The 14,858-nt window shown below is 67.8% G+C and carries 15 protein-coding genes and 1 tRNA gene; 8 read left to right on the top strand and 8 right to left on the bottom strand.

Features of this window, described 5'->3' with window-relative positions:
- Positions 1 to 6: 6 nt before the first annotated feature.
- The 4 genes from ACNQR1_RS04220 to ACNQR1_RS04205 form a co-directional block, all read right to left on the bottom strand.
- Positions 7 to 1,713, bottom strand: a complete 1,707-nt coding sequence (locus tag ACNQR1_RS04220; protein WP_418044301.1) for a diol dehydratase reactivase ATPase-like domain-containing protein — start codon at positions 1,711 to 1,713, stop codon at positions 7 to 9.
- Positions 1,710 to 2,042, bottom strand: a complete 333-nt coding sequence (locus tag ACNQR1_RS04215) for a diol dehydratase small subunit (RefSeq protein WP_418044299.1) — start codon at positions 2,040 to 2,042, stop codon at positions 1,710 to 1,712. Before ACNQR1_RS04215 ends, ACNQR1_RS04220 begins: the two co-directional genes overlap by 4 nt.
- A complete protein-coding gene (locus ACNQR1_RS04210; RefSeq protein ID WP_418050270.1) occupies positions 2,039 to 4,258 on the bottom strand; it encodes a propanediol/glycerol family dehydratase large subunit in 2,220 nt (739 codons plus the stop codon). Before ACNQR1_RS04210 ends, ACNQR1_RS04215 begins: the two co-directional genes overlap by 4 nt.
- A gap of 88 nt (positions 4,259 to 4,346) precedes the next feature.
- The gene (locus ACNQR1_RS04205; RefSeq protein WP_418044297.1) at positions 4,347 to 5,702 is read right to left on the bottom strand and encodes a WS/DGAT/MGAT family O-acyltransferase; all 1,356 of its coding nucleotides are present in this window, start codon (positions 5,700 to 5,702) and stop codon (positions 4,347 to 4,349) included.
- Positions 5,703 to 5,794: 92 nt separating this feature from the next.
- On the opposite strand from ACNQR1_RS04205, the gene ACNQR1_RS04200 reads away from it, so the two are divergent.
- Genes ACNQR1_RS04200 through ACNQR1_RS04170 form a run of 7 tightly spaced genes read left to right on the top strand, consistent with a single transcriptional unit; the run spans position 5,795 to position 12,158 of the window.
- Positions 5,795 to 6,199 carry a hypothetical protein gene (locus tag ACNQR1_RS04200; protein ID WP_418044295.1) on the top strand — a complete coding sequence of 135 codons (405 nt, stop codon included), beginning with the start codon at positions 5,795 to 5,797 and terminating at the stop codon, positions 6,197 to 6,199.
- Positions 6,159 to 7,952, top strand: a complete 1,794-nt coding sequence (locus tag ACNQR1_RS04195) for a peroxidase family protein (RefSeq protein ID WP_418044293.1) — start codon at positions 6,159 to 6,161, stop codon at positions 7,950 to 7,952. The genes ACNQR1_RS04200 and ACNQR1_RS04195 overlap by 41 nt, the downstream gene beginning before the upstream one ends.
- Positions 7,949 to 8,419: a hypothetical protein gene (locus ACNQR1_RS04190; RefSeq protein ID WP_418044291.1), complete on the top strand. Its 471-nt coding sequence runs from the start codon at positions 7,949 to 7,951 to the stop codon at positions 8,417 to 8,419. Before ACNQR1_RS04195 ends, ACNQR1_RS04190 begins: the two co-directional genes overlap by 4 nt.
- 5 nt (positions 8,420 to 8,424) lie before the next feature.
- Positions 8,425 to 9,786, top strand: coding sequence for a hypothetical protein (locus ACNQR1_RS04185; protein ID WP_418044290.1), 1,362 nt, complete (start codon positions 8,425 to 8,427; stop codon positions 9,784 to 9,786).
- Positions 9,771 to 11,186 (top strand): Dyp-type peroxidase, encoded by a 1,416-nt coding sequence (locus ACNQR1_RS04180; RefSeq protein WP_418044288.1) that lies wholly within the window; start codon positions 9,771 to 9,773, stop codon positions 11,184 to 11,186. Before ACNQR1_RS04185 ends, ACNQR1_RS04180 begins: the two co-directional genes overlap by 16 nt.
- Positions 11,183 to 11,647 carry a DoxX family membrane protein gene (locus ACNQR1_RS04175; RefSeq protein ID WP_418044287.1) on the top strand — a complete coding sequence of 155 codons (465 nt, stop codon included), beginning with the start codon at positions 11,183 to 11,185 and terminating at the stop codon, positions 11,645 to 11,647. The genes ACNQR1_RS04180 and ACNQR1_RS04175 overlap by 4 nt, the downstream gene beginning before the upstream one ends.
- Positions 11,604 to 12,158 (top strand): nitroreductase family deazaflavin-dependent oxidoreductase, encoded by a 555-nt coding sequence (locus ACNQR1_RS04170; protein WP_418044285.1) that lies wholly within the window; start codon positions 11,604 to 11,606, stop codon positions 12,156 to 12,158. Before ACNQR1_RS04175 ends, ACNQR1_RS04170 begins: the two co-directional genes overlap by 44 nt.
- Here the strand turns inward: ACNQR1_RS04170 and ACNQR1_RS04165 are convergent.
- On the bottom strand, positions 12,155 to 12,712 hold the full coding sequence (locus tag ACNQR1_RS04165; protein ID WP_418044283.1) for a TetR/AcrR family transcriptional regulator: 558 nt from the start codon (positions 12,710 to 12,712) through the stop codon (positions 12,155 to 12,157). The two genes, ACNQR1_RS04170 and ACNQR1_RS04165, sit on opposite strands and share 4 nt — an antisense overlap.
- Before the next feature lie 107 nt (positions 12,713 to 12,819).
- Between ACNQR1_RS04165 and ACNQR1_RS04160 the strand changes: the two genes are divergently transcribed.
- Positions 12,820 to 13,683, top strand: coding sequence for an SAM-dependent methyltransferase (locus ACNQR1_RS04160; RefSeq protein WP_418044281.1), 864 nt, complete (start codon positions 12,820 to 12,822; stop codon positions 13,681 to 13,683).
- 47 nt (positions 13,684 to 13,730) lie between these two features.
- On the opposite strand, the gene ACNQR1_RS04155 is transcribed toward ACNQR1_RS04160, so the two are convergent.
- The 3 genes from ACNQR1_RS04155 to ACNQR1_RS04145 all read right to left on the bottom strand — a co-directional run bounded on the left by ACNQR1_RS04155 (position 13,731) and on the right by ACNQR1_RS04145 (position 14,831).
- Positions 13,731 to 13,821, bottom strand: a tRNA-Ser gene (locus ACNQR1_RS04155).
- A 41-nt stretch (positions 13,822 to 13,862) separates the two neighbouring features.
- Entirely contained in the window at positions 13,863 to 14,315 is a 453-nt protein-coding gene (locus tag ACNQR1_RS04150; RefSeq protein ID WP_418044279.1) for a nucleoside deaminase, read from the bottom strand.
- Positions 14,316 to 14,324: 9 nt separating this feature from the next.
- Positions 14,325 to 14,831, bottom strand: a complete 507-nt coding sequence (locus tag ACNQR1_RS04145) for a tRNA adenosine deaminase-associated protein (RefSeq protein ID WP_418044277.1) — start codon at positions 14,829 to 14,831, stop codon at positions 14,325 to 14,327.
- Between the last annotated feature and the right edge of the window lie 27 nt (positions 14,832 to 14,858).

Below are 14,858 nucleotides of genomic sequence, written 5' to 3'. Positions count from 1 at the left end.
GTGCCGTCAGCTCCGAGCAGCGGTGGCGCACAGGTGCACAAGCCCGGACGCCACCGCGAACCGCGGACCGTGTACCCCGTCGATATTGGCTCGCCCCACCACGACCCCGACGCCGCGCAGGGATTCGCCGACGGTGCGCAGCAGTTCGTCGTCGAGCGCCCCGCCGCCGGCCAGCACCAAGGCGGTCGGGGGTTTCTCGAACGCGGCCAGGCAGCGGGCGATGTTGGCCGCGACGGTCTCCTGTTTGATCGCCAGCCGTAGGCTGCGCCATTCCTCGGCAGCCAGTTTGGTCGAGAACGGCACCAGCCCCACCGTGCCGCGGGTGCACAGTCGGCCGATCGCATCGGCCGGAGCGGGCGCGTCGAGGAACAACCGCCGCCCGTCCTCCTCGTGCGCCACGTGCGGGCCCTCGACCCGGATTGCCGGAGTGCGCTTGACCCGCTCGGCCAGTGCCCGTGGGATGTTCAGCATGCGCGCCACCGCGACCGTGATGGCCTCGCCCGCACCCGCCGCCGTGACCGTGCGATCCGGTCCGATCAGATCGATGGTGCCGCCGCCGATGTCGCACACCACCGAATCCGGCGGCAGCCCCGGCGTGGTCCGGGCACCGCGTGCGGCGGCCTCCGGCTCTCCCGCGATGGTGCGTGCCGGGCGCCCGGTCAGTTCGGCAAGTGTCGTCGCGGCGTCCTCGACGTGATCGGCCGCCAGCAGGGCCACCACCGTGCCCCGCGCATCGGCCACGCCACGGCGCAGCCAGGTTCCGCTGTCCAGCGCGGCGAGATCGGTGAAAAAGGCGTCGTCGACCGCGATCTGATGATCCGCGGTCGGGATGGAACGCAACCGGATCCGCACCACGCTGCCCGGCGGTTCACGCCGCAGGATGGCGTGGGCCTGGGCGGGCGAGTACCTCACGTACGCTCCGCCGATCCTGAACTCGACATAGTCGTCGTCGACCGCGGGCGGTTCCGGGTCCTCGGTGCGCGCCGTCACGGCAATGGCCGGGGAATCCGAGAGCTCCCTGGTGAACTCGGCGATGTCGTGGATCTGCCCATGACCGAGTTCCAATGCCGCGCACAGCGCGATCGGGTCTGCCAGGGCCCGGTAGGCGCGCCCCTCGGCCACCACCTCCACCGCGACGAGCGCTCCGGACGCCAGCCCGTCGAGGATCACCTCGTCGACCACCGGAACGTCGAGCGGAATCCGGTTGCGGATCAACACCGCATCGTCCTGGGCCGCCAGTACGCCCTGGATGGTCCACCCTCGGGACACCGCGGCGGTGATCGCGGCCGCGGCGACCTCGAAATCGGTGTCGCCGTCCACCGAGACGATCACCGGGCCGGCCTGCGGTTCGGCAGCCAGTTCCCCCAGCGGCACATGCCTGCCGACCGCGTACCCGGTACCGGCCGGGGTGCTGGCGTCGGGCTTGCGCAGGCTGCGTACCGGTGACCGGGGAGACGGCGCCGGGGCCAGCGGGGCGGTTTCGGTGTCGACCGGCCGGATCGCCGACAGCGCCAACTCATCGGCCCGCACCTGTGCGTCGACCTCGATGCGGTGCAGCAGCGCCGCCGCGCCCTCCAGCGAATCCCGCGATCCCTTGCGGCCCCGGGTCGGTGCCTGACCATGGCTCAGCGGCTGCACCTCACCGTCGACGACGCGGGCCAGGACGATCTCGGTGGTGTGGTTACCCACGTCGATCCCGGCGATGACCCTCACCGCAACAGATTTCGCCGGGCGTATACCGTCGCGGCTTGCCGGACCAGCTCGGCGCACCGGGTCGCACCGCGGGTTTCCAGGGACGCCTGCAGCGCGTCGAGTTCGGCCGCAGTGGAGCGGTGCGGGCGCAGCGCCTCGTACAGGCCCATCACCTCTTCATCGTCGATGGTGGCCAGTTCGGCCGCGCGCAGGAAGTTCTCGGCGAGCTGGGGGTTGCCGTTCTCCTCGGCGACCACCGCCTGGTGCGCGAGTGCCGCGGGGTCCATCCGCAGGTCCGACAGGTCGAGCTTGCCGTCGACAGCGGCTGCGACGGTGAATCTTTCGCTCATGCCCTGTTCACCTCCACTGTGACGGGCGCCTGGCCGGGCTCGCTGGCGTCACGCTCCAATGCGACCAGGGCCACCGCGCGGGCGTGGTAGCGCGCCGAGATCGATTCGTCGGTGCCCCCGGTCAGGATCGGCACCGGAGCCATGCCTTTGGCGTGGCGGGCCGCGTTGCGGCCGAGTTCCCGATAGTTCCGCGCCGTCAACAACGGGGCCACGCTGAACAGCTCCAGGTTGGCCAGCGGTGCCAGATCACGACGGTGGATGAGCGCAGTGCCCTTGCCCTGCAATCCGATTCCGATCCCCGATCCGGACAGCTTGGCCGCCGTCAGGCCGATCAGGCCGACGTCGATGGTCGAGCGCACCCGCACGAACCGTGGGACACAACCCTCCTCCTCCAGCCCGGCGGAGAGTTGGCGGATCACCTCACCGATCGGGAGGCCGCACAGGCTCAGCCACACACTGCGGCCCAGCGCCGGCGACAGCCCGATACAGACCTCCCGCGGATCGCTGCCCTGCCGGGCGGGTTCGAGATCGGTGACCGTGATGTGGCCGGCATGAGCGGCCTGGTCGGCCGTCAGCTCGGTCCCGTTGCGCTGTTGGCGGATGTTGTCGATCTCGGCCCGGCGCTCGCCGGTCGGCGTGTAGCCCGTTCCGGGACCGGTGTAATCGTTCGGGTCGGTGATCTTGGACAGCACCCGGAACTGCTCGTCGAAGATCGCCGAGGTCTGCAGCTGGTCACCGCGCAAGCGCTCGGCGGTAAGCCGCATGATGGCCTCGGCCTCCTCGTCGTAACCGGTGCGCTTGAGGGCGGCGACCACGTCGAACACCGTGAGCTGCTTGGCCTCGATGGCGTTGGCCGCCTCCGCGACGGCCTTCGGATCGCCCGGCGGCAAGTCACGCGACCCGTTGGCGATGACCACCTCCTCGATGTGGCTGTCGTCGAAATCCGCCAGCCCCAGGTCGCGGTACACCGCCTGCACGGCCGTCGCAGCCCGCCGCCGGACCGCGGCCAGGTGCTCGGGCGATACCGTGCGCAGACCGCCGTCGGCTCCCCAATCCCGTTGCAGGACCAGGAAATCATCCATGTCGTCGGAATTGAAGTTCGACAGGGCGAACGCGTTGTCGTAGCGCGGGATCGAGCCGAACCCGGAGAAGATGAAATCGGCACCGGCCAGCAGCACCGGCAGGGTGTGCGCACTGCGGCGGATGTCGGATTCGGAGATCAGGTTGTCGTTGCCCGCGCAGGACTCCAGATCCCGCATCATCACCATCAGGTTCTCGGCGAGCAGCTCCTTCATGCCCTCGGGGACCGAGGCCACCACGCCGACGCCGTCGATGCCGCCGTTCTGCACACCCTGGGAACCCAACGCCCGCGCCAGCGACACGCAACGCGACTCCAGGTAGAGGATCGAGCATTTCTCGGCAGCGCCCATCAGCACCTCGGCACCGCCCCCGCTGGTGACCCGCATCTTGAGCCCGCGTGACGCGTAGGCGCTCGTCAGGATCGCTTTGGAGAAGGGGGTGTCGTCACCGTCGACGAACACCTGCTCGGTGCCGTAGATGGAAATGGTCTCGGCGTAACTGGTCAGCCCGCGCATACCGAGCCGCAGCTCCAGCGCCTCCTCGATGGCGCACTGCGCCATCGCGCCCGGTGTCCCCACCTGCGAACCGATCAGCAGCGCAACGGCATTCGACGACGCATCGCCGAGCACCGGCACGGTGGTCTCGACCTCGCGGAACCCGTAGGCCACCGCACTGGCCGCGTCGGCGGCGATCAGCATCGGATCGTCCAGCTGGTTGGTGACGTGGGCCTGGTTGCTCGGGGTACGCCGGGCCCGCATCTTGGCCATCGCCATCTGCATCTCGACCGGCGTCAGTACGGCGATGACCCTCGCGAGTTTGGCCGGCGTCGTGCCGCCGATCAGCCGGACCACCTCAGCGCGCGGCACGTTGAGGTCGACGGTCTTGCGGGCCAGTTCGGCGTCGGACATCGCCATGGCCTCGGGCGCGACGGCGAGGTCGAGGCCGTAGCGGGCGATGAACTCGTCGATCACGTCGAAGTCCGCGGCCGCCTTGCCGTCCATCTCCATGACCTGCCCGTCACGCAGCACCAGCGACGGTTCCGGATCATGCGGGCTGCGCATCGCGACCAGGCCCAGCTCCGGGTTGGTCACGCTGAACCCGTCGAGGTTCACCGGTTTCGCATCGAGGATCCGCATCCTGCCGAGGTAGGCACCGCCGTCATCCGCCACGCCGACCATTTTGCGGGACGAACCCTATTTGGTCTACCCATTACGCCTTTTGGTGTCAGACCCCCGACGCGACCTCCAGCGCCTTCAACGAGTCTTCCAGGTGGCTGAGCATCCGCTGCAGATGCGGCACACTGCGCCGGCAGCCGACCAGACCGAAATCCAGATTGTCGGCATTGTTGGCCAGGGTGATGTTCATCGCCTGCCCGTCCAGCGCGATCGACAGCGGATAATTGCCGTCCAGCCGAGCACCATTCCAGTACAACGGGTTTCGCGGGCCGGGCACGTTGGAGATGACCAGGTTGAACGGCGGCGAGGTGGCCCCGACGAAACCGGGAACGGCGGCCAGGCCGAGCGGGGCGATCATCATCGCCGACAGCGCCAGCGCCTGCACCCGCGGCAGCTCGGAGAACACCTTCTTGTTTCCGCGCATCGACTCGCCGATGACGGCGAGCCGATCGCCGGGATCCTCCAGATCGGTACCGAGATTGCACAGGACCGAGCCGACCAGATTGCCTCCGGCGTCGGCCTCGTGTTCGGCGCGCAGGCTGACCGGCACCATGGCGATCAGCGGCCGGTCGGGAAGCGCGTCCTGCTCCAGCAGATAGGCCCGCAAGGCGCCGGCGCACACCGCCAGCACCACGTCGTTGACCGTGAACCCGGCCGCCCGCGATATGCGCTTGAACCGCTCCAGCGGCCAGGACTGCGCCGCGACGCGACGGGCGCCGCCGATCTTGACGTTGAACATGGTCTTGGGAGCTGCGAACGGCAATGTGAGCTGCTGCTCCAGCAGTGCCGAGCGGGCCAGCCGCAGCGTCGACGGCGCCAGGCCCGCGACCGATCCGGCCGCGTCGGTGACGGTCCGCAACAGCGACGAACTCTGCCTCGGACGCTTCCTGCGCGGCAGCGCCCACGGCACCCGCACCTCGGTGTCACCGGGATCCTCCGACAGCGTGCGCATCAGGAGCTTGAGCGCCGATACCCCGTCGATCAGCGAATGGTGCATCTTCGTGTAGACCGCGAACCGGCCGTCGGCCAGCCCCTCGATCAGGTGGGCCTCCCACAGCGGACGGTGCCGGTCGAGCAGACCGCCGTGCAGGCGCGAGGTCAGCTCGAGCAGATCACGCACCCGGCCCGGTGACGGCAGCCCCGAGCGGCGCAGGTGGTAGTCCAGGTCGATGTCGTTGTCGTAGGTCCAGCCGACGTTCGCGATTCCGCCCAGGATGGTCGCCGGGTGCTTCCGGAACACGGGCTCGACCTCGGTGTGGGCGGCCATCTGCTCGTACAGCGCGCGCACGAAGTCGCGGTCCGCACCGGCGGGAGGCTCATAGAGCGCCAGGCCGCCGACATGGAACGGATGCTCCCGGGTCTCGGCGATCAGAAACATCGAATCGGTCGGCGACATCAGCTCCATGGACACATTCAACGCGGATCGGCCTGAGGGCGTGCGAAAACAGGTAGCCGACTACGCGTTCCCACGTACCGATCAGCCCGCAAGATCTGAGCATGGGCAACGTGGCGCGCAAGCTGTTGGCGCTGATCAGAATCTTCAACGGGGCGGCCGCACTACTGGCACCCGAGAAGCTGCTCGGCCGCCTCGGGGTCGACACCACGACGGACCGGGCAGGCACCTACCCGTTCCGGATGTTCGGCATCCGAACCGTCCTGATCGGACTGGACCTGTTGCTGCTCCGGGGAACCGAGCTGCGCAGGGCCGAAAAGCTCGCCGTCCTCATCCATGCCACCGACACTGTTTCTGCCGCCGTCACCGCAGCCCGCGGCGATCTGCCGCGCAAACAGGGCCTGGTGGCGATCGTCATCTCATCGATCAACACCGCACTCGCGCTCGCCGCATGGAAAGGAGGCCGGGATGCCATCCCTGCTGACAACGTGGTTCATCAAAGCCACTGAGGTTGTCGACCGCCGGATCGGGTGGGACAAGCTCCCACCGTGGATCGGACTCAGCGTCCTGATCGGCGTTCGCGACGCACTACGCGAGCACAATCTCTACGACTCCTACCGGGGCAATCCCCCGGCGGCGCCGGCACACACTCCTGCCGAATATCTCACCGTCAGGACCGTCGACGGCTCCTACAACGATCTGTCGGCGCCGTCGATGGGTATGGCCCACACCCGGTTCGGGCGCAACGTGCCGCTGGACGATGGACATGCCGAGCAGCCGCCCAACCTGATGGACCCCAACCCACGGGCGATCAGCAACGAGCTGCTGCGCCGCGACACGTTCAAGCCGGCCACCACACTCAACGTCCTGGCGGCAGCCTGGCTGCAGTTCGAAACCCGCGACTGGTTCAGCCACGACACCGACCCCAGCCGGATGATCGAGATTCCGGTGCCCGACGGCGACGAGTGGGACGAGTCCACCATCCGGATCCCGTCGACGCCGGCGGACCCGAACCCGACGCCGGGCGACTCGACGTTCATCAACACCGAGACCCATTGGTGGGATGCCTCGCAGATCTACGGCAGCAACCAGCTGTTCCAGGATGCGATCCGCACGAAGGACAAGAAGGACGGCAAGGTTCGCATCGACGCCGATGGTTTCATCGACCTCGATCCGTCGTTGCTCGGCGCCTCCGGCGGAGCGGACGGCTGGTGGCTCGGCCTGGAACTGATGGGCACGATCTTCCTGCGTGAGCACAACGCCATCTGTGATCGGCTGGCAGCCGCCTACCCGACCTGGTCCCCCGACCAGATCTTCCACAAGGCGCGCATGATCAACGCGGCCCTGATCGCCAAGATCCACACCATCGAATGGACGCCGGCGATCCTGGGGCACCCGACGCTGCAGATCGGTATGCGGGCCAACTGGTTCGGTCTGGCCGGCGAACGCGTCAAGCAGCTGTTCGGACGGATCAGCCCCAGCGAGGCGCTCAGTGGCGTCGTCGGGTCGGCGACCGATCACCACACCGCGCCGTACTCCATCACCGAGGATTTCGTCACCGTCTACCGCATGCACCCGCTGGTGCCGGACGACTACGAATTCCTCAACCTGGCCGGCAAGGCCGAGCCGCAGCAGCTTGCCTTCGACAGCATCCACGGCGGCGCCAACTCGCGCGGCGTACTCAAGAGCGTGGGGATCTCGAACTGCATCTACTCGCTGGGCGTCGCGCACCCGGGGGCGGTCACCCTGCACAACAGTCCCAACTTCATGCGCCGCTTCGACCGCACCGACGGCCACGTCATCGACATGATCTCGACCGACATCATCCGCTCCCGCGAGCGAGGGGTGCCGCGCTACAACGACTTCCGCCGCCAGCTGCGATTGAAGCCGGCGACGTCGTTCGACGAGATCAGCGGCGGCTCGAAGGAGACGGCGGCGAAGATGAGCGAGATCTACGGCGGTGACATCGAGAAGGTCGACGCCATGGTCGGCATGTTCGGCGAGAAGCTGCCCGAGAAGTTCGGGTTCAGCGACACGGCGTTCCGCATCTTCGTGCTGATGGCGACCCGCCGGCTCAAGAGCGACCGGTTCTTCACGGTCGACTTCACCCCGCGGATCTACACCCCGGAGGGGATCGCCTGGATCGCCGACAACGACATGTGCTCGGTGCTCATCCGGCACTACCCCGAGCTCGAACCGGTGCTGCGCGGCCACACCAACGCGTTCGCACCGTGGCCCCGACTCGGGCAGGAGCAACGATGACAAGCCCTGAGCCGGAGCTGACCCGGCGGATGGCGCTCGACGAGTCGCTGTTGCTCGGCTACCCCAACAGCGCGTTGGACCTGCTGTTCCGACAGTCCGAAGCCGGGCCCATCCCCGACGGGGATACCCGGGGCACGCTGCTGGCGTGGCCCGGGACGTGGCTGGCCAAGCCGCTCGCCCTGCTGGTCCGCCTGATCATCTGGCAGGGCAAGGTGCTCGACCGTCGCGAGGGCGTGCTGCGCAACAAGGTGACCCCGTTCGGTCTTCGGCTCGTCAAAGCCCGGCTCTCGATCGCATCGAGCTGGGTGGACGACGGTGACTGCGTGCTGATCGACTACTCCACGACGTCGTTCCTCGCGCGCATGGTGCGCGACGAGATCCGCCAGGTCGGCCCCGATCTCTACCTCGGAGTCGTATGGCTGTGGCGGAAACGCGTCGGGTGGTTCACCATTCGCTCGACCGGGTGATCCCGATGCCACACCAGGAAGCGTTCACCGTGCTCGCCGAGGTCGATCGCGACCGGCTGGCCTCGCTACGAGACCTGCTCGGGCGTATCCCCGAGCACGTCGAGAGGTGGGACGTGCTGCCGTTCGAGAGGTTGAGCGGCCTGCACTTCGCCAGGCTCGTGCTGTTCGACCCGGCCGAGGATCTCGACGGGCGCCCGGTGCCCCCTCAGCTGGCGTTGCTGACCGACGTCGACGCACCCCTGCGCGGGCATGTCGACGAGCTGGCGACGATCGGCGGCCCCGGCCTCGACACGGTCTTCTCCCACTGCGTCGGCTACCCGGGCACGGCATCCGTGCCGGACCGGCGGGCATTCCTGCGGGCACATCAGGTCAAAGCCGCTGCGGCACACATCAACCGGCGAGGCCGCTCGGTCGGCCAGATCCGGCAGGAGGATCTGCTGCAGCGCGAGATCAACACGTTCCTGGACGGCGGCGACCTGGGGTCGCTGGATCCAGGGAAGATCAAGAGCGCGATCGTGGACTTCGTGCGCGACCGCGACGACCTGGCCTGGGCACTGAAACCGGCGGAGAGGCCGTCGTTGGCGTGGCGGTCCAAAGAGGCTCTGCACAAGTACTTCTGGATCGCCGCACTGGTAGTGGTGACGGTGCTGTTCCTGCCGCTGGTGCTGCTCGGGTTGGGCCTGTTCACGGTCGCGTTGCGCTACCACGAGAAGCGCGACCTGCCCGACACCCGCGGCGCCGCACCCGATGTGGTCCGGGCCTACCGCGATGACGAGGACTACTGGGCGCACAACCAGATCGTTGCCGTCGGATTCCTCAAGCCCGGGCCGTTCCGCCGGCTGACGACGACAGCGATCCTGTTCCTCACCGACTACGCGACCCGCCACATCTACAACCGCGGAACCCTGTCCGGGCTCAACACCATTCATTTCGCCCGGTGGGTGCGGATGAACGACAACCGCGGGCTGTTCTTCTCCAGCAACTACGACGGCAGCTTGGAGAGCTACATGAACGACTTCATCGACAAGGCGTTCTGGGGGCTCAACGCCATCTTCAGCAACGGCGATGGCTTCCCGCGCACGCGCTTCCTGTTCTTCGGCGGCATCACCGACGAGAAGGCCTACAAGAAGCTGCTTCCCACCCGGCAGGCCCCGAGCAATGTCTGGTACAGCGCCTACCCGCATCTGACGACCAAGAACATCGCCAACAACGAAGCCATCCGCCAGGGCCTCTCGGACAAGATGGACGATGCCCAGACGCGGCGCTGGCTGCGCCGATTCGGTTGCGGCAACGACCTTCCCGAATCCAATTGGGCGGCCCGTAAGCTCGACAGCATTCCCTGGGACCGGCTATGGCTCTCCAACTAGACGACATCCAGGGCGTCATCCTGCACGGCTACGGCGCGCTGGAGGACGCGGCGTTCCTGCTCCTGGCGATCGACGACGTCGCGGCGGCCAAGCGATGGCTGTCGTGGCTTCCCCTGCGCGACAGCACAGTCCGGCCCGAAGCCACCGACACCTGCACCAACATCGCTTTCACACCGTCGGGCCTGGCGCGGCTGGGCCTGCCACCCGAACACCTCGGCATGCTGGCCGGCGAGTTCCGTGAGGGGATGTCCGGCACCGAGCATCGCCGCCGCATCCTCGGCGACCACGGCGACAGCTCCCCGTCGAGTTGGGGATGGAACGGCGACGACATCCACGCGCTGTTGCTGCTCTATGCGCGTGACGCTGCCGCGGTCACCGAACTGGAGAACGGCCACGACCTGCCCGGCTCCGGGATGCGTGTCGTCAGGCGACTCGATTCGCTGACGCTGCCGGGACGCAAGGAGCACTTCGGTTTTCGCGACGGCATCTCGCAACCGTTGATCGACGGCTACGACGAGGGCGGACCGGCGGGGAACACCGTCGCGCCGGGCGAGTTCGTGCTCGGCTATCCCAACGCCTACGGGCAGTACACCGACCGGCCACTCGTGGATCCGTCCGCCGACCCGCGAAACCTGTTGTCAACAGCGGTCGACGCGCCGGCGCTGCGTGACCTCGGCAAGGACGGCAGCTACCTCGTCTTCCGGCAGCTCAAGCAGGATGTGGCGGGGTTCTGGAACAGCCTGGCCGAACGATCGGCCGACGTGCTCGACCGGGTGCCGGCATGCGTCGGGCTGGCAGCCAAGATGGTGGGGCGCTGGCCCGGCGGTGCGCCGCTGGTGAAGTCGCCGACCGCCGACGATCCCGCACTCGCCGACGACAACGACTTCATGTACTTCCGGTCCGAGGATCCCGACGGTCTGAAGTGCCCGATCGGCTCGCACCTGCGGCGGTCCAATCCACGCGACGCGCTCGACCCCGTGCCCGGGTCCGACCGCTCGATCGATGTGGGCAAGCGCCACCGCATCATTCGTCGGGGCCGGGCCTACGGTCCGCCCCTGGCCCCGTCCATGGACCCGGCCGACATGATCGGGGCCGGCGACGACGGCGTCGAGCGCGGCCTGCACTTCATCTGTTTCAACACCCAACTCGGGCGGCAGTTCGAGTTCATCCAGCACACCTGGGTCAACAGTTCCAAGTTCGACGGCGGCTACGCCGAAGATGATCCGATCGCCGGCGCCCGTGGCAACGGAAACGGCAACGGGCACGGGACTTTCACGGTCCAGCAGGAGCCGATCCGCCGGCGCGTCACCGGCCTGCCCCGCTATGTCCACACCGTGGGTGGTGCCTACTTCTTCATGCCCGGCGTCGCCGCCACGCGCTATCTCGCGGCCCTGCCATGACGGCCTGGCAGCAGTGGGCTCCGCTGCCTCTGCGACTGTTCCTCGGCGGCGGGCTGATCCTGCACGGCGGGATCAAACTGTTCGCGTCCGGTGGGCACGCCAACATCGCCCACCTGGTCGGCCGGCTCGGGGTGCCGTTCCCCGACGCGGTCGGCTGGCTGGTGGGCGTGGTCGAGTTCGGCGGTGGGATCGGCATCCTGCTCGGTGTCTTGTTCCGGCTCGCCACGGTGGTGAACGTGCTCAACGTCGCCGGCCTGTTGGTGTTCGGCTTCGTCGCGGGCGGCATCCCCGCTCCGCTGCCCGGCGGTGATCCGCTGCCCGGTTTCCGGGAGGCACTGCTGATCCTGGCCGGCCTGGTGAGTCTGCTGCTCAGTGGACCCGGCCGATTTTCTCTGACCGGGAAGGTAGGAGGTCATCATGCGCAGCGACAGCCTGAGTGGGATACGTCGAGTCGAGCTTGAGAGCCGGCCCCGGTGGAAGCGGCAGCTGTTCTGGTTGATCGGCGGCAAATTGTTCACCACCGAACGGGCCGCGGCATTCTGGCGTCGGCGGGTGGCGCCGCTGGAGGCCCCGCTGATGAAGGCGACCCGTGGGCGGGCACGGCTGAGTTTCAGCATCCCAATATTGGTGCTGACCTCAACCGGCGCACGCAGCGGCAAGCGGTACGAGACCCCGCTGGCCTACTTCACCGACGGCGACGACGTCGTGCTGATCGCCTCCAACTACGGGCGGGACCGGCACCCGAGCTGGTACCACAACCTGCACGTGCATCCGGAATGCGAACTGCACATCGGGCCGCGCGGTGGGCGGTTCGTCGCACGCGAGGTCACCGGCGCCGACCGCGACCGGCTCTACGCGCTGGCCGCCGACCGGCTCAACAAGGGCTGGAATGTGTACGAACAACGCACCGACGGGATCCGGACCATCCCGGTGCTGCGGCTGTCGCCCGGTGGACTGCGACAGCAGAGCTAGTAGCTGCGTTCGTAGATGTCTGAGGCGATCGCGATGGCGGTGTCGTTGCATTCCTCGTCGGTCAGCGGGAGGTCACCCATCATGGCCACGCTCCAGGAGATGGTCATCAGCGCCTGCCGGGCGTGATACACCGCGACGGGCTCATGATCGGGCGCAGTCATGGCATCGGCCACGGTCCGGAACTGATAGCGCAGGTCAGCCCCTACCCCGAGCCGATTGAACGCCGCGTAGTTCTCGTGCATGAACCGCGTCATGACTCGACCGGTGCCGTGCAGGACGGTGCCGTACCGTCGCAGCACCTCGCGTCCGGTTTGCTTGCCCGGCGGCTGACCGGCGGCCCAGCTCAGGATCTCGTCCACACCCGTGCGCAGATCGTCGGCGAGACTCACCACGATGTCTTCCTTTGCCGGGAAGTGATAGTAGACAGCGGCTTTCGTGATTCCGAGGCGCTCGGCGATCTGCCGGATCGAGGTCTGGTCATAGCCGTGGACGGAGAACAGTTCGAGCGCCACGGCCCGGATCTTGTCGCGGGTATCGGTCCGTCGGCCTGCCATCGCCACCCCTTCCATTACTTGACGCCCGGCAAGGGATGAGTTTAGCGTGGTCGCACCATTACTTACCTGCCGTCAAGTAATGGATCTGCGCCTTGGAGGGGGATCGAATGAACACATCACAGCTGCCCACCACGCTGACCGGCCCACCGCTCACCGCCGTCGGTGTCGCCGTTATCCGGGCCCGCGAAACCGAACGGGACGACCGTCTCTACGCCGATCCGTACGCCGCGCGGTTCGTCGCAGCGGCACAGGAGGCATACCTGGACCCGGCCGCACCCGAGGGCGCCGCCGACACCTGGGCAACGGTGCTGCAGCTGGCCGACGCGATGTACGAATCCCGCACAATCGGTGTCCGCCTCGTCGACGACGCCCTCACCGAAGCCGCAGCGGCCGGGTGCTCGCAGATCGTGCTCATCGGGGCCGGGCTGGACACCCATGCGTTCCGGCTGACCTGGCCTGCACCCGTCGACCTTTTCGAGATCGACCTGCCCCAGCTGTTCGCATTCAAGGAACCACTACTGCGCGACGCTGCCACGACCTGCGAACGTCACGTCATCGAGGCCGACCTCGCTGCGAGCGATTGGCCCGACGCGCTGGTGACCAACGGGTTTGACCCCACAATCCCCACGCATTGGGTCGACCACGCACTGATGACACTGCCGACGTCCACGGCTCGTGCCGGGGTCGAGGCGATCACCCGGCTGTCCGCGCCCGCCAGTCGGTACGGATTTCCCACGATGGGCAGCCAGAGCTTCAACACGACCCTGAAATCGGTGGCCGGTGCCGCAGGCCTATACCGGAACATGTCCAATGTCGACCGCGGTCTCGGTGATGACGCCCGGCAATGGATCGAAAGCCTGGGATGGTCAACGTCTTTCAACAGCTTCGCCGAACTCGCCGCGCCCTATCCCCGCGGAGTCGGTCCAGATACCGGCAGTGGGACCGTCACCGCCACGCGTTTGGCGGCGTAGCTGCCGCGCAAAAAACCCGCTACCTGTCTTGACAGGAAGCGGGCTTATGGCGGTGGCGGAGGGATTTGAACCCTCGGACGGGGGTTACCCGTCACACGCTTTCGAGGCGTGCTCCTTAGGCCGCTCGGACACGCCACCGTGTGGCAGCTTACCGGGCGAGCGCCGCAAGCCCTAATCGCTCACCGCTGGGCCGCGAAGAACTCCTCCAGCAGGGTCGCGCACTCGTCGGCCAGCACTCCGCCGACCACCTCGGGACGATGGTTGAGCCGGCGATCGCGCACCACATCCCACAGCGAGCCGACCGCCCCGGTCTTCGGTTCCCACGCGCCGAACACCACCCGGGCCACGCGGGCCAGCACCAGAGCGCCCGCGCACATCGTGCACGGCTCGACTGTCACGGCCAGTGTCGCGCCTTCGAGCCGCCAGCCGTCGCCGAGCACCTTGGCGGCCTCGCGCATCGCGACGATCTCGGCATGCCCGGCCGGATCCCCGGTGGCCTCGCGGACGTTGGCGGCGCGGGCCAGCTCGGTGCCGTCGGCGGCGAACACGACCGCACCGATCGGCACGTCGCGAGGACCGGCCGTCCGGGCAGCTTCCAGGGCAGCGCGGATCAGGGCTTGGTCAGAAGTCACCGTGAGACGTCACCGACCGAGCCGGTCGAGCACCGCCGACAGCTCGTCGGCGAAGCCCATCTCGCGGGCGATGCGCCCGATCTGCTCATCGGCGTACAGATCGGTTTCGGACAGGATCACGCCGAGCACGTCCTCGTGCAGACCGACGTCGGACAGCACGGACAGGTCGCCCTCCTCGAAGGGATCGGAGTCTTCGAGATCCTCTTCTTCCAGGTCAGCGTCCAGATTCTCCAGCGCCTCGGCGGCGATGTCGTAGTCCAGCGCAGCGGTGGCATCCGAGAGCAGCAGCCGGGTTCCCGCCGGAGCGGGCCGGACGATCACGAAGAATTCGTCGTCCACATCGAGCAGCCCGAAGACCGCACCGGCGCTGCGCAACTCACGAAGCTCGGTCTCGGCAGCGGTCAGGCTCTTCAACGAGGACGACCGCATGGGGGCGCACCGCCACTTGCCGTCCTCCCGGACAACGGCCACCCCGAACCCATCGGGCAGGTCTGCCGGCGCACGCTGTGCCTCCATGCCCGCCTACGGTAGTCGCCGACCAGC

The sequence above is a fragment of the Mycobacterium sp. 48b genome (genome assembly GCF_048282725.1).
Taxonomy (GTDB): domain Bacteria; phylum Actinomycetota; class Actinomycetes; order Mycobacteriales; family Mycobacteriaceae; genus Mycobacterium.
The sequence above is the reverse complement of the archived record's forward strand: the minus strand, read 5'-3'. Positions and strand labels throughout refer to the sequence as shown.

Bases quoted from the DNA above. Each gene is read 5' to 3' on its own strand.
- ACNQR1_RS04215 (WP_418044299.1), bottom strand. From the start codon at position 2,042: ATGAGCGAAAGATTCACCGTCGCAGCCGCTGTCGACGGCAAGCTCGAC.
- ACNQR1_RS04210 (WP_418050270.1), bottom strand. From the start codon at position 4,258: ATGCGGATCCTCGATGCGAAACCGGTGAACCTCGACGGGTTCAGCGTG.
- ACNQR1_RS04205 (WP_418044297.1), bottom strand. From the start codon at position 5,702: ATGGAGCTGATGTCGCCGACCGATTCGATGTTTCTGATCGCCGAGACC.
- ACNQR1_RS04200 (WP_418044295.1), top strand. From the start codon at position 5,795: ATGGGCAACGTGGCGCGCAAGCTGTTGGCGCTGATCAGAATCTTCAAC.
- ACNQR1_RS04195 (WP_418044293.1), top strand. From the start codon at position 6,159: ATGCCATCCCTGCTGACAACGTGGTTCATCAAAGCCACTGAGGTTGTC.
- ACNQR1_RS04190 (WP_418044291.1), top strand. From the start codon at position 7,949: ATGACAAGCCCTGAGCCGGAGCTGACCCGGCGGATGGCGCTCGACGAG.
- ACNQR1_RS04185 (WP_418044290.1), top strand. From the start codon at position 8,425: ATGCCACACCAGGAAGCGTTCACCGTGCTCGCCGAGGTCGATCGCGAC.
- ACNQR1_RS04180 (WP_418044288.1), top strand. From the start codon at position 9,771: ATGGCTCTCCAACTAGACGACATCCAGGGCGTCATCCTGCACGGCTAC.
- ACNQR1_RS04175 (WP_418044287.1), top strand. From the start codon at position 11,183: ATGACGGCCTGGCAGCAGTGGGCTCCGCTGCCTCTGCGACTGTTCCTC.
- ACNQR1_RS04170 (WP_418044285.1), top strand. From the start codon at position 11,604: ATGCGCAGCGACAGCCTGAGTGGGATACGTCGAGTCGAGCTTGAGAGC.
- ACNQR1_RS04165 (WP_418044283.1), bottom strand. From the start codon at position 12,712: ATGGCAGGCCGACGGACCGATACCCGCGACAAGATCCGGGCCGTGGCG.
- ACNQR1_RS04160 (WP_418044281.1), top strand. From the start codon at position 12,820: ATGAACACATCACAGCTGCCCACCACGCTGACCGGCCCACCGCTCACC.
- ACNQR1_RS04145 (WP_418044277.1), bottom strand. From the start codon at position 14,831: ATGGAGGCACAGCGTGCGCCGGCAGACCTGCCCGATGGGTTCGGGGTG.